General features: G+C 59.7%; 15 protein-coding genes. 10 read left to right on the top strand and 5 right to left on the bottom strand.

Annotation, left to right across the window (positions count from 1 at the left end):
• Positions 1–110 precede the first annotated feature (110 nt).
• Both HGI47_RS14485 and HGI47_RS14480 read left to right on the top strand, forming a co-directional pair.
• On the top strand, positions 111–1,316 hold the full coding sequence (locus HGI47_RS14485; RefSeq protein WP_147161232.1) for an AAA family ATPase: 1,206 nt from the start codon (positions 111–113) through the stop codon (positions 1,314–1,316).
• A gap of 230 nt (positions 1,317–1,546) precedes the next feature.
• On the top strand, positions 1,547–2,527 hold the full coding sequence (locus tag HGI47_RS14480; RefSeq protein ID WP_168853488.1) for a ParB/RepB/Spo0J family partition protein: 981 nt from the start codon (positions 1,547–1,549) through the stop codon (positions 2,525–2,527).
• A gap of 207 nt (positions 2,528–2,734) precedes the next feature.
• Here the strand turns inward: HGI47_RS14480 and HGI47_RS14475 are convergent, their stop codons facing one another.
• Positions 2,735–3,673: a MarR family transcriptional regulator gene (locus HGI47_RS14475; protein ID WP_168853487.1), complete on the bottom strand. Its 939-nt coding sequence runs from the start codon at positions 3,671–3,673 to the stop codon at positions 2,735–2,737.
• A 237-nt stretch (positions 3,674–3,910) separates the two neighbouring features.
• Between HGI47_RS14475 and HGI47_RS14470 the strand changes: the two genes are divergently transcribed.
• Positions 3,911–4,804, top strand: coding sequence for a recombinase family protein (locus HGI47_RS14470; protein WP_168853486.1), 894 nt, complete (start codon positions 3,911–3,913; stop codon positions 4,802–4,804).
• Positions 4,805–4,815: 11 nt separating this feature from the next.
• Here HGI47_RS14470 and HGI47_RS14465 read toward each other — a convergent pair whose 3' ends face one another.
• Complete coding sequence (locus HGI47_RS14465; protein ID WP_168853485.1) at positions 4,816–6,066, bottom strand: hypothetical protein; 1,251 nt, start codon at positions 6,064–6,066, stop codon at positions 4,816–4,818.
• A gap of 119 nt (positions 6,067–6,185) precedes the next feature.
• Between HGI47_RS14465 and HGI47_RS14460 the strand changes: the two genes are divergently transcribed.
• The 7 genes from HGI47_RS14460 to HGI47_RS14430 all read left to right on the top strand — a co-directional run bounded on the left by HGI47_RS14460 (position 6,186) and on the right by HGI47_RS14430 (position 11,400).
• On the top strand, positions 6,186–6,590 hold the full coding sequence (locus HGI47_RS14460) for a DUF2946 family protein (protein ID WP_168853484.1): 405 nt from the start codon (positions 6,186–6,188) through the stop codon (positions 6,588–6,590).
• Between the two features lie 78 nt (positions 6,591–6,668).
• Positions 6,669–7,199: a DUF2244 domain-containing protein gene (locus HGI47_RS14455; RefSeq protein WP_168853483.1), complete on the top strand. Its 531-nt coding sequence runs from the start codon at positions 6,669–6,671 to the stop codon at positions 7,197–7,199.
• Between the two features lie 3 nt (positions 7,200–7,202).
• Entirely contained in the window at positions 7,203–7,400 is a 198-nt protein-coding gene (locus tag HGI47_RS14450) for a hypothetical protein (RefSeq protein WP_168853482.1), read from the top strand.
• Positions 7,400–7,888 (top strand): copper chaperone PCu(A)C, encoded by a 489-nt coding sequence (locus HGI47_RS14445; protein ID WP_168853481.1) that lies wholly within the window; start codon positions 7,400–7,402, stop codon positions 7,886–7,888. Before HGI47_RS14450 ends, HGI47_RS14445 begins: the two co-directional genes overlap by 1 nt.
• Positions 7,875–8,519, top strand: coding sequence for an SCO family protein (locus tag HGI47_RS14440; protein ID WP_168853480.1), 645 nt, complete (start codon positions 7,875–7,877; stop codon positions 8,517–8,519). The genes HGI47_RS14445 and HGI47_RS14440 overlap by 14 nt, the downstream gene beginning before the upstream one ends.
• Positions 8,520–8,563: 44 nt before the next feature.
• Positions 8,564–10,711: a TonB-dependent siderophore receptor gene (locus HGI47_RS14435; protein WP_168853479.1), complete on the top strand. Its 2,148-nt coding sequence runs from the start codon at positions 8,564–8,566 to the stop codon at positions 10,709–10,711.
• A complete protein-coding gene (locus HGI47_RS14430; protein ID WP_168853478.1) occupies positions 10,711–11,400 on the top strand; it encodes an energy transducer TonB in 690 nt (229 codons plus the stop codon). Before HGI47_RS14435 ends, HGI47_RS14430 begins: the two co-directional genes overlap by 1 nt.
• A 46-nt stretch (positions 11,401–11,446) precedes the next feature.
• Here HGI47_RS14430 and HGI47_RS14425 read toward each other — a convergent pair whose 3' ends face one another.
• Genes HGI47_RS14425 through HGI47_RS14415 form a run of 3 tightly spaced genes read right to left on the bottom strand, consistent with a single transcriptional unit; the run spans position 11,447 to position 13,118 of the window.
• Positions 11,447–11,908: a DUF2202 domain-containing protein gene (locus tag HGI47_RS14425; RefSeq protein ID WP_168853477.1), complete on the bottom strand. Its 462-nt coding sequence runs from the start codon at positions 11,906–11,908 to the stop codon at positions 11,447–11,449.
• A gap of 51 nt (positions 11,909–11,959) precedes the next feature.
• Positions 11,960–12,355 (bottom strand): cupin domain-containing protein, encoded by a 396-nt coding sequence (locus HGI47_RS14420; protein WP_168853476.1) that lies wholly within the window; start codon positions 12,353–12,355, stop codon positions 11,960–11,962.
• Between the two features lie 58 nt (positions 12,356–12,413).
• Positions 12,414–13,118 (bottom strand): class I SAM-dependent methyltransferase, encoded by a 705-nt coding sequence (locus HGI47_RS14415; RefSeq protein ID WP_168853475.1) that lies wholly within the window; start codon positions 13,116–13,118, stop codon positions 12,414–12,416.
• Between the last annotated feature and the right edge of the window lie 150 nt (positions 13,119–13,268).

Below are 13,268 nucleotides of genomic sequence, written 5' to 3'. Positions count from 1 at the left end.
TCGCAAAAGGGCACGGAGATCATCGGTCAATTTGTAAGGTTGGTGGCCGAAGTTTGCTCAAAACTGCCAAGAGTGCTAATTGGCGCCCTCAATCTCACAAAGCGGTGATCATGGCTACCGACGCAGCGCTCGACGCACAACCCGATGAACTCTTGGAAGACGGCCTTGGCAATCTACACCGCAAGGCCCTCACCATCCTGAAGCGTATTCGTGACGGTGCGCTCGATCCGGAGACCGGGCAAAAGGTTGGCCCGTCGTATTCCATTTCGAAAGCAGCCTCCCTTGTCGGGCGAACAGCATCTGCAATTCGCGAAGCTGAGCGAGATGGTCGTCTTCCTCAGCGCGACCGAACCGCTTCTGGCCACCGGGTCCAGTACTCATTGGAAGAACTGGATCATATGCGTGCCGTATTTGGCACTCGCCCGTGGCGCGCTCCGACGGACACCCCGGCGGTCATCTCCGTCTCGAACTTCAAAGGGGGCGTCGGTAAGTCGACCGTGGCCCTGCATCTCGCACAGCACTTTGCGATTCACGGCTACAGGGTTTTGTTTATCGACTGCGACAGCCAGGCCAGCTCGACAATGATGTTTGGCTATCGGCCGGATGTCGATTTGACCGAGGATGATACCCTCTACGGACACTTCCATAATCCTGAACTGTTGGGCGTTCGCTCGATCATCCGGAAGACGCACTTTTTCGGGCTCGACCTGATCCCCGCCAATCTCAAGCTCTATAATCTAGAATACGAGATCGCGGGCTACTTGGCACAAAATCAGAACTTCGACATCATCGACCTGATTGCCGAAGCCATCGATACGGTCGTCGATGACTACGACATCGTCATCATGGATCCGCCTCCGGCACTTGGCATGGTTTCGATGGCAGTGCTGCAGGCGGCTAATGCGATGGTAATTCCTGTGCCGCCGAGCGTCATCGACTTCGCATCGACCGTGTCGTTTATCGACATGGCGCGTACAACGATGAAGCAGCTCGAGCAGCTCGCGAAGCGGGTGAAGCCTGCCTACAACTTTATCCGCCTCGTTGGCAGCAGGGTGGATGAAAGCAAGTCCATGCACCGCGAAATTCTCTCGATGATGCGGCAGGTCTTCGGGGGTTCGATGGCGACTTCTGTCCTCAAGACCAGCGCAGAAATCGACAATGCCAGCTCGCGCATGAAGACAGTCTTTGAACTTGATCGACCGGTGACGTCCCACGAGGTTCACAACCGGTGCATGAAGTATTTGAGCGACGTTTGCAGAGAAATCGAGGCGGATGTCATTCGGTCCTGGGCGAGCAGGGCAGGGGAGGCGGTCTAGGGCCGTTGCCACGTGGCAACAACGGGATAATACAGTTAAAATACAATAACTAATGCCATTTTTTGAGAAATTCGATTGGTGCGATGGGGCGAGATTTTGTTGGCTGAATGAGGGATGTTGCCACTTGGCAACGTACCAAGAATCAGGGTGAAATCGAGGCGCGGATAGGGCTTGTTGCCACGTGGCAACAAGCAGCCGACAAAAGTGATTTGAAAGGTTTGGAGTAGGCGATGGCAAAGGGTAACCGGGGCTTCGGCAGCAGTTTGACAGAGGGGCTCGACGACGAGATCGACGTCGGCAGCCCTGCGCCATCGGAAAGCATTATGGCGAGCCGTAGCCAGAGCCTTGCAAGAATTGCCGCCGGTAAAGTCGTCACGGATCGCACCGAGTGGGTCGACCCGGCTCGCTGTCGTCCCTGGCGTCTGCACAACCGCGATCTTGATCACTTGAACGAAGAGAGTTGCCGCGATCTCATTGATGCATTCCTCTCCGCTAAGAAGCAGCGCATTCCCGCGATCGTGCGCCGCCTCAAGGATGACCCAGACTACGACTTCGAAATTATCGCGGGCGTAAGGCGATGGTGGACCGTTCAATGGCTCCGCGAGCATCATCATCCGGAATATGAATACCTCGTCACGATCCAAAACGTTTCCGACGAGGAAGCGTTCAGGGTTTCGGACATCGAGAACCGGTCGCGCAAAGATATCTCAGATTGGGAGCGGGCGAAGGAGTATTCACGGGCGCTGGAGGAGTTCTACGATTCCAACCAGAGTGAAATGGCAGAGCATCTGAAGATTTCGCGCTCATGGCTCAGCCGCCTGCTCGATGTGGCGCGGTTGCCAGCCGAGATAGTGAATGCCTTTCCCGACACGCATGGCATCACCGTCCGCATCGCAAGAGACATTAAGCCACTCACTTCAGAGAAGCGCACTCTGGACTTGATGGTCGCAGAAAGCAGGGCAATTGTTGCCGAGCGCGACGATCTGGGAACGGCTTTGCCCGCTCCGGAAGTCGCAAAGCGCCTTATTCGGGCAACTGTCGCTCCTGCAAAGCCTGCTGGCGGCGAGGTCGAAGTGAAGGGTGCCGTTGGCAAAGTGATCTTGCGCTATGCCCATTCTGCAAGAAGCGGATATACCTTCAAGGTGCCTGCGCGTAGCGGCGCTTCGGCAACTGAAGTCTTGAAGGCCATCGAGGCTATCCTGACGTCCTGACCTTTGGGGGGGGGCGTCATCGGGTCCGTCAGTCGCGTCACAAATCGCCTGGGGCGGATCGGTTCGCGCGGGCAGGGGGGGCGGTCTCGTTTGCGAGCGAGGACGAGGCGTCGCGCTTTGCCCGCCAACTGCTGCGCCGCCGGGCGTCCGCGCCCAAGCGGATCGGGGTGGCGTACCGCGAAGTCTCGTCCTAGCTGCGGGAAGCCCTCAGGAGGCCATTCTGGGGCGTTTGGGGACCAGCGCATGGTCTCCGGGGCGCAAGGCGGCCAGACCGGCCTTGTCGAGCGCCTGGGCGGCTTGTGAGGCGGTGCGGCGGGTCACGCCGAGCGCGCGGGCCAGTTCGGCGCGGGTGAGGGGACCCAGCCCGCCAATCAGTTGCCACATCGCCGGCGCCTGCGACGAGGCGTAGAGACCCGCGAGGCGATCTTCCCCGCGCGCAACCATGGCCGTGACAGCGGCGAGGTCCGCTCCTACGTCACCCGCCGCCGCGACGATCGCGCCCGCCAGCAGGACGGGGAGGGGGCGTTCGGGTTCGGCGCGGAACACGCTGCGCGGGGCGAGCCCGGCGAGCGCCAGCGGCGCCGCGCCCAGGGCAAACAGCTGCGGGCGCATGGCTGCGGCCAGCGCGGCGGCCCAGGCACTCCCGCGCGCGGCGAACCGCTGGAACACGCGGCCCTCGATCAGCACCTCCTCGCTGCCGCCCTCGAGAAAGTCGATCTCGTCCTCGCGCAGCTGGCGGAGCCATTCGGTGAGGGCTGCCAGGGGCTCGCGCGCCGGGAGCAGGGCATCAAGCCGTTCCAGCGCCCGGTCGGCGGCCGCAAATGTTCCCGAGAAGCTCTCTCGCGCGTCCTTGGCGGCGAGGGTGAGCCGGGCGGCGCGGGCGAGGGGAGGGGGCGCGCGCCGGCCGATCCAGGACAGGAAGTCCTGCCGTTCGGCCGCATACCACGAGCGGGTCAGTTCGGCCGCCTCAAGCCCCGGATTGTGCTGGGGGCCTTGGTTTTCTTGAGGAAAGTCGCGGACATGGACGCGCCATAGCCGGCGCAGTGACATCCGCGCCAGGCCGTCGGCGACCTCGGCGGATAGGAACGGCAGCGCTCCCTCGATCCGTGCGAGGGCCAGTTGCCACGGGGGAGGAGTGTGATGCATCGACCACAAAATATACTATTGGCCAAAAAAGTATACTCGGCTTGTACGATGCATTCACTGTCCGATAATGGCTCTTCACGGACAGTGAAATGAGGCCGGATTTGTCGCGAGCGACGGGAGGTGGACGGCCGGAAACGCGCAGATTTGCGTGGATAGTTGCCTCTGGCCATAACTGCTCGAACATTATATCTACCGGGAGCAACCGTTCGGATGCTCCCGTTATATGATTTGTGACAAATGACCATAGTTGGATACGCTCGGGTATCGACCGATGAACAGGACACCGCTGCACAGCAGGATGCGCTGCGCACGCAAGGATGTACGGTGATTTTCGAAGACAAGGCAAGCGGTGCCAGCAAGGAGCGACCTAACCTTGCGAGGGCACTCGAAAGGGTAGAGAAGGGCGATACCCTTCTGGTCGTGCGGATCGACCGTTTGGCGCGCTCGCTTTCGCACTTGCTGCAGATCGTCGAAACCATCCGCGCAAAGGGTGCATTTTTCCGCTCTATCAATGACCCGATCGATACATCCAGTCCGCAGGGTATGTTGATGACGCAGATGCTCGGTGCGTTTGCTGAATTCGAGCGGTCGTTGATTCGGGAGCGCACGCGCGCAGGTCTAAGAGCTGCCGTCGCGCGGGGGGCCAAACCCGGCAATCCAAAGATGCTCGCGCGTGATCCGGCGGCAATTGCCGAGATCCGCCACAGTCAAAACGAACGCTACCTCAGCCGACTGCTGGACGGTCGACAGCGCTGGTTGCCAACGGTCGAACGCCTGCGACCGCATTTGCCGTGGGGTATCGTTTTGCGTCAGATCTGCGCAATCACCCCGCCCACCCGATCATTCAGCGAACGGACGCTGGTCAAGGCGTGTCGGGCACTGGTTCGTGCAGGATATGCCGATCCTAAAATTCTCGAGGCGGCGCCGCGCTTGCCACTCGATACGCGCGTGGCAAGGCTTGTCGCCGACCGGATTAAGACCCATCCGGAGTCCTCGCTGCGTGATATAGCAACATGGTTGTCGCGAGATTTGCGCGAACCGACGCCGCGCGGTGGCTTGTTGTGGTCACCTGAAGGCGTGAGACGAGCGATAGCTCAGGCCAATGCGCTTCGTTTGATTGAAGTCGAATAATGTTGTGGCATTCAGTTTTTGGCCTGAACAATGGAATTGTCGTAAAATTCTTCTCGTTGCCGTTGTGCGGCTGCAAGAGTCACTAATTGTCGTTCACTGGCGAGGTTAGGCATTGTTTTCAGACGCTTTGCGAGCTGAACGACTGTGCTTTGAAAGTCCTTGTTTGCGCTTACGCGTTCACGAATGCCGAGATTTCTCAATTCAGCGAGGTCGAGCGCAAGGAGGGCAATTGCTTCAGGTACGTCAGGGAGTTGGATATCTCTAATTGCCGCAATGATTTCGTACTCTCGGCGTCCGTACAGCTCGAGTTTGGTTAAACCATTTAATGTTAGTTGTCCGATTGGTTGGTCACCGAACAGGACTTGCCCAGTTGCGGCGACGACCCCACCCCCAAGATCCCACGAGATCGCCTGGCGATTGCGATCAAGCCAAGCGGCGAGAAGTCTGAATTTGCGGAGAAAGGCTTCGTCCAGCTGATCCTCCTGACTGAACCAGACTTCAAACGCGCTTGGAATGCGTTCGAGTTCCTGTTCGAGCGGGCGCCCATTGAAGAAGGTTTGGGCACTAAAGTGCCGAAGTTCGACATATCCATTGGCGAGTTTGGCAAAGTTGGCTGCGTAGCCTTTGTCTCGGCCGGCGCAACGGTCGAGAAAGTTGGAAAGTGCCGAGCCCTGAAGGAACGCCGCATTCGGATCTTGACCGAAGTGTCGCAAGAGAGGGATACCTACCGCATGGCGTTGGATGCCGGTATAGGTTGAGAATAGCCGATTATTTCTAGCAAGCAAAAGAAGTTCATCCACACCGACAATAAACTTGTTCGGATCAAGACGCAGACTCGTTCCGGCATCGATGTTGATGTGCCAGCCACATTCCTCTGCACAATCATTCGAAACGAAATTGAAATCTCCGTCGATCGTGTCGATCGCATCAATGATCTCGCAACGAACCAGTTCAGCTTCTTCGAGCGGTAGCGGAGGAGTCAGCAGTTCGACGCCAGCAAGCCGATCCTTTGGCCAGTTTAACGGATCGAGGCCGTACTCCGGGACGACGAAGAAGCCGGTTCGGGGCGAGGAAGTTGTGGGCGCGGTCCAAGAGCGCCCAGTTTCCTTGCGCAGAGCACGGGCGACAGCCTGACAAAATTTCGGAGAGGCTTGGTCCATCGGACCGTGTTCGCGCAATTCTCGCTCAAAAACCGGGTCATCGAGGTCACCAAGGATTACCTCAATCTCGAAACCCGCTCGCCAGGTTGAAAAGATCGACATGAAGGCAGGTTAGATCAATTGGAGCCGGTGTAAATCTGTCGTTGTATGTGCTGCATTCGTGTGTCCCGCCAACATTGCAATGGTGACAAGGTCGCGCGAGTCTATTAGGGGCAGCCGATATGAACCGCTTGCGCACCTTCTTTATGCGACACCGGGTCATGGCCTTCGTGCTGGTCATGGCTTCGCTCTGCATGAAGGTAGTGGTGCCGTCTGGCTTCATGATAGCCCAGAACTCCAAGGTCCTGACCGTCCAAATCTGTAGCGATGGATTTGGGCACTCGCTCACCAAGCAACTCGTCATTCCGATGAAGGGTGAGCCTAGCGACTCGAGCAGTAAGCAAGGAAAGGGTGATTGCCCGTTCTCAACGCTCTCGATGGCCTCGGTATCGGGTGCAGATCAGGCGCTTCTCGGCCTCGCGCTGGCTTTCATCCTTGCACTTGGCTTTGTGCCAGTGCGCGGCGCTCTTCCCAGTCCCTTCTTCTACCTCCGGCCGCCACTGCGCGGACCGCCGGCGCTCCTCTGACAATCTGAACCGATTTGTCGGACCGGCCGGTCCTGCGCCCATTTTGCGCGTGCACCGGCCTAGCCGGAGCACATTTCCATGTACGAATTACTGTGCCGTTCATCCGAACGGCCCTGGGCACCCCAGCCTGAAAAGCTGGTTGCGGTGCCCGACCGGGGCGCTTCGGAGCCCCTCATCCTGCATATGCAGGAGAACAGCTCACACCTGACGCAGGAAGCGCGGGTATGTTTCAGCGTCATCGCTTTGCTGTTCATCGTGACCAGTATCGGGCCAGCCTTGCATGGCCACTGGCTGGTCCCTGCATTCTCGATCCTGGCGATGGCAGGCCTGACGTTCGCACTCGAACGGCATGGCAAGTCCCGGCCAGCCAGCGAGACGCTCGAACTTGCCGAAGGCAGGGTCCGGCATCGTGACAGCGCAGGGCAGCAGATCGAACTTCCGGCCTTCTGGATGAGGCTTGCAGCCGAAGGCCGCAGTCCATCCGATCTGCGCCTGTTCCTGCGAGGGCGGGACGTCTCGATCGAGTTCGGGCGTTGCCTCAGCCTCGATGAACGCCGCGCCGTTGCGCCGCTGGTGGCTGCAGCCCTCGCGCAGACGCGGGGGTGCTGAACAATGGGCATCTTTTTCGTTTCCGATGAGCGCCACCGGCGGTTGCAGCACTTCCGCCGCCGTACCTGGCTGCTGATCTCCCTATGCATGTTTGCCCGGGGCACCGACGCGGCGTTTGGCCTCGGCCTGATCGAACCAACCCACCAATTTGCGGCACAGGTGGTCTCTGCCTGCTCCGCCGAGACGGAGTTTCCAATATGATGAGCATTTCTCCCAAGGCGCTGGCGCTTGGCGCCGTAGTCACTCTGATGGCAAGCGCAGCCGCGGCCCACGGCTACCGCTCTGGCGTGCTTTCCATCCAGCACCCCTGGTCGCGGGAAACCGCGGTCGGACAGGCCGTTGGCGGCGGCTTCCTGACCATCGCCAACAGCGGCACTCGTGATGACCGCCTCCTTTCCGGCACAAGTCCAGTCGCCGCAGAGGTCCAGCTTCACACCATGACGATGGACGGCGGCGTTATGCGCATGCGGCAAGTCACCGATGGCATTGCCGTCCCGGCCAAGGGTTCGGTCGAACTGAAGTCCGGCGGCTATCACCTCATGTTCATGGGTCTGAGGCGGCAACTCCGGCAGGGCGAACGCATTCCGGTGACGCTTCGCTTCCAGCGCGCAGGCAACGTCACCGTGCAATTCGCTGTGCAACCAGTCGGCTCGACCGGTCCGATGGAGGGCGGCCATGCAAGCCACTGATCCCGAACCATTCGAGCCCGCCGAAACCGCTGACAATGGTTCACCGCGCTGGATTCTCTGGCTTGTCGTGCTTCTTGTTCTGGGAGTGCTTGCCGCAGCCACCCTCACGCGCGGAGGGACGGGTGCCGGAGAGCCTGCCAGCGGCTACACAAACGCCTTCGGCGGGCCGTTCAGCCTGACTGCTCCGGACGGCTCGACCGTTACGGAGAAGACGTTGGCGGGAAAGCCTTACGCGATCTTCTTCGGCTTCACTCGCTGCCCGGATGTCTGCCCGACCAGCCTTGCCCGCATGGCGCGGCTGAGAAAGCAACTCGGGCCGGACGGCATGAAGTTCAGCATCGTCTTCGTCTCGGTCGATCCCGGCCACGACAAACCGGCCGACCTTGGCAACTACGTTGCGCTGTTCGGCACGCCGATCATTGGCCTTACCGGGACCGACGCCCAGCTTGAGCAGATCAAGAAGGGCTATGGCGTCTACTCGGCCAAAGTGCCGCAGCCGGGCGGCGACTACACGATCGACCATACCGCTGCGATCTACCTGATGACCGCCAAGGGCGCGTTCGCAGGGACAATCGACACCCAGGAATCAGACGCGACCGCGCTTGAGAAACTCAAACGCCTGATCGGCTGATCCGCTCAATTTTCGAATTCGTCATTCATCGAGAAAGGAAAATCATGACAACTCCCATCAGCGCGTTCCGCGCATTCCTGGCCCTCTCGTCATCAATCTTGCCCGTCACAGCCCATGCCCAAGACGCCACCCAGCTGCCCCCGGTCGAGGTGGATTCGGACAAGGGAGCGGATGCCATTGTGACGGCGCCTGTCACGGGGCGCGAACTCACGCGTGACGACCTGCGCCGCCGACAAAATTCGACCAGCGACACAGCTGACCTGTTGCGGCAGCTTCCCGGGGTGAGCGCGAACGCCGGCGGCGGCTTTTCATCGATGCCTGCCATACGCGGACTTTCCGAGCAGCGCCTCAACATAACGGTCGATGGCCATCCCATCGACATGGCTTGTCCCAACGACATGAATTCGCCGCTGTCCTACACCAACCCCCAGTTGATCCAGTCGATCAAGGTGGTGCCTGGGGTGGCACCCGTAAGCATGGGCGGGGACAACATCGGAGGTGTGATCGCTGTCGAAAGCGCCGCGCCCCGCTTTGCCATCGGCCCCGGAGGCCTTGCGACGGGCGAAGCCTCGGCCTTCTATCGCACTAACGGCAATGGTTTCGGGGGTTCGGCTCAGCTGACGCTCGCCAATGAGCGGCTGAGCGCAACTTATACCGGGTCCTACACTCAGGCGGATCAGTATCAGGGCGGCAGCAATCGCGGCCTCGTGCGTTCAAGCGAATACGCCAAGACCGATCATGCGCTCGCGCTCGCCTTGCAAAGCCAAGTTGGCTTGTTCCGCCTGAAGGGAGGCTATCACTTCTCGCCCTATGAAGGCTTCCCCAATCAGGCGATGGACATGGTATCGAACAAGTCCTGGTTCCTCAATGCCGGCTATGATGGCGAGTTCGACTGGGGGTCAGTGAAGTTCACGGCCGATTACCGCGACACTGATCACGAGATGAATTTCCTCGAAGACAAACTGCCCGGGTCCATGCCGATGGTCACCGAAGTGCATACCTTCAGTACTGCGTTGAAGCTCGACTTGCCGGTATCACCGCGCGACACGCTGCGCGTCGGCGGCGAGTACCATCACCAGTGGCTCAATGATTACTGGCCGCCGGTTACCGGCAACATGATGATGGGGCCGAACACCTTCGTGAACATCAATGCGGCGCATCGCAATCGTCTTGGAGCCTTCGCCGAATGGGAGGCACATTGGAGCGACCGTTTGTCCAGCGTGGTCGGTGTGCGTCTCGACCGCGTGTCGATGAACGCGGGCATCGTTCAACCTTATTCCACCAGCATGATGAATATGGACGACGCGATGGCAGCCGCAGCCTTCAACGCTGCCAGTCATGCACGGAGGGACAACAACTGGAATGCCTCGGCTCTGGTGAGCTATGCGCCGGCCGATGGGGTCGCGATAGAGCTGGGCTATGCCCATAAGACCCGCTCACCCAACCTCTATGAGCGCTTCAGTTGGGGCAGGGGGGCGATGTCGAGCCGGATGATCGGGTGGTACGGCGATGGCAACGGCTATGTCGGCAATCTGAACCTCAAGCCAGAACGAGCCGATACGGTTAGCGCCGCAGCGGAATTCAAGGGCGCCGATGACGCCTGGTCGCTGCGGATTGCGCCTTACTACACCCACGTCAACGACTACATTGATGCCACCTTCGTCAGGAACCTGACCACAATGATGGGCATGCCCACGCCCTGGGTCCAGTTGCAGTTCGCCAACCAGAAGGCTGAGTTCTACGGGGTTGACCTGTCCGGCCGGGTTGCGTTGGGGCGGGGTGAAAACGCCAATGGCACTGATCTCACCGGATCGCTGACCTATGTCCATGGGCAGAACCTGAGTGGCGGGCGCGCGCTCTATCACCAGATGCCGCTCGATGTGAAACTGGGCATCCAGCACCGGCAAGGCAAGCTCGAAGCTAGCCTTGAGGCCGAATGGGTGGCGGAAAAGACTCGCGTCGACCTAACCCGCAACGAACCGCGGACTAATGACTATGCGCTGGTCAACCTTCGGTTTGCCTATGATCTGGGCATCGTTCGGGTTAGCGTTGACGCGGAAAACTTGTTCGACACAGGATATGACTTGCCGTTGGGCGGGATCTCGCTGGGAGATTACAAGGCGAACGGGGTGCGCAGGGCTGTTCCGGGCCGTGGTCGCTCGGTCAATTTCGGCATAAGCGCCAGCTTCTGATGATTTTGGGCTTCGGGCATCGGGAGTTGTCGGACGGTACGCGCTTTGCAACGCGCGCCGGTCCGGCGTCTACCGGTGCCCGGATCACGGCGTTACTGGCCACGATCACACTGCATATACTTGTCTTTGCCGGCCTGATGCATTTGACAATAACCAAGCAGGGTAGCGATCAAAAGCCAGTCCATCACCTGACCGTGATTTCCTTGCCGCCTCCACGCTCCGAACCACCGTCGCCCAGGAAGGCGCAGGTCGCCGCGCCTATCCTGACCAAGGCGTCCGTCCAGCAACTGGCTGCACCCAGCAATACCCTGTCCGCGCCCCTGCCGCCTACTGCCACATCCGCGCCGGTCAAACCGGCCGAGGCGGCAGTAGAGTTGACGCAGCCGCCCGCGGCCGCGTCACATGTGGAGGCAGCAGATGACGTGTTGCGCGACTATCAAGCTATCATCTGGCGGCATATTGCAGCGCACAAGCCTCGCGGGGTTCAGACCAGGGGAACTGTGACTGTCAGGTTCCAACTGGACCGGGATGGAGCGGTGCTTGCTCTCGACATTGTTCGGTCCAGCGGCAATTTCAACTTGGACCGGATTGCTCTGCGCGTCATTCGTCAGTCGGGCGCATTTCCGGCACCACCATCCGGGCTCGCATCAAGCCAGCTGCATTTCACCGTACCGATTGATTTTCGCTAAGCGAGCAGGCGTTCCAGAAGCACTGGTAGCTTCCGGGTTTCCCCGCCTAGTCACCGGCGATACAACGTCCCCGCCCTGATCGACGGAATCCGCCACCGCCCTTCCCGTCTTCGTGGGCAAGACAGCGCCTGAACGCAGGCAGATGGTTGTCGCGCGATGCGGCCTGCAAGTTTTCGAGGACTTGCCGGACCGTACCGTCGGCAATTGTTGGCAAGAGGCGGTCATAGAGCGCTATATTCTCGACTTCGGCCTGTACGGCGTCGCGGCAGGCTTCAGCCAGTGATGCGGGAATTGGCGCGCGCCCTTCCCAGTTGTTGGGTGGGATAGGGAAACCGAGACGGGCCATCTGGCGTTCTATGGCCGAGGAATGACGCCGTTCGGCATCGATGATGTTGCTGAATGGCCGAACTTCGCCGAACTTTGCGAGAACTGCAGCGTAAGTTGCCTCTGCCTTGCGCTCGTCTTCGAGGGCTTCGTCCAGGATCCTGCGAAGGTCGCCATTCGTCATTTGAATTCAGCCTGATTTTGCGCCGGCCAGATGCTTGGCTGATGCTTTGGGTTACTCAGTGGTCTTCCCGTCAAAGTGCTCATGGGCAGACGCTGCCGCGGCGCATGTCGCGTGAACCGTACCATCGATATGTTCGGGCGGACCATAAATGGTGTAGAGACGCAAAGGCTCAGAGCCTGTGCTGATCACATTGTGACGGGCACCTTGGGGTACGATGATGCCATCGTCCGCCTTAACTGTATTACAGACGCCATCGATCCAGATTTCTCCCGTACCGCCTTCGATGCGGAAAAACTGGTCGCGGTCGTCATGGACTTCTTCGCCGATCTCATCCCCAGGCTGGATCGCCATGAGGACGAGTTGCAGGTTGTGTCCGGTATAGAGCACGCGGCGAAAGTCGTTGTTGTCTTCCGTCAACTGCTCGATGTTATCGACAAAGCCCTTCATGATGCTAGTTCCTTTTCCGAATGGGACGGTATGGTGAAATGTGCTTGGTTACAGGATTTCAAATACGGCCCCCGTAAAGATTGAGCAGCATGGGCTGATCGAAAACGTAGTCACCCTCGTTCGACCGGCCCGCCTCGAACAATGCACGCACCGCATCGGTTTCGACCATGTCGCGTGAGATGCTGTTGAATGTCTGGCCGGTCACCCGCGTGACCATATTATCAAATGCAGCGTACTTTGGGTACTGGACGTATTGGTAGAGCGCCTCGTGTCGGAACCATTTCCCGGAGAAGCGGGCGAGCGCTTCTTGTGCTTCGGTCCGGACCAGCGTCTCGTCATGGAACGGTCGCATGACCGCGAAGTGGCTGCCGGTCATTCCCGGCTCCACGATGCAAAGACACCCGGTATCCGGTTTGAGGACCCGAACCGCTTCTTCAAGTGCCGCATCCATCTGCTCAATCGGCACATGATGCAGCGAGCGAAAGAACAGGACGCCGTCCATGGAGCCATCGGCAAGCGGTAGGTGTTCAGCGCGCCCTTCGTGAAAGGACAATCCCGGCACGGCAACGGCGTGGCGGTTCTTCTCGGCTTGTATCGGGTCGGGCTCAATGCCGACGACCTGCGCGCCATGCCCTACCAGCTCACGGGACGCCAGCGCCGGCCCACACCCGATGTCTGCCAGACAGAGCCCAGTTACCGTTATCAGTTTGGCAACTGCTGCAGCATCGCCCAATTCACCAAGGTCGGTTCGGGTTTCATCCATCGTCTTGGGCTCCGTTTCCGCACTGTTGCGGCATCGAGTGAAGGCGCGTCAGCGGATGGGCACTGGCAACTGGGCCATGCCCGAATTGCCAGTTTTCTGGTTCTGGGCAAAAACGACAAGGGTAAGGTTCCCTAACTGGCCGTCAGGCAG

The sequence above is a fragment of the Novosphingobium sp. ERN07 genome (assembly GCF_012641335.1).
In the GTDB taxonomy this organism is placed as follows: domain Bacteria; phylum Pseudomonadota; class Alphaproteobacteria; order Sphingomonadales; family Sphingomonadaceae; genus Novosphingobium.
The sequence above is the reverse complement of the archived record's forward strand: the minus strand, read 5'-3'. Positions and strand labels throughout refer to the sequence as shown.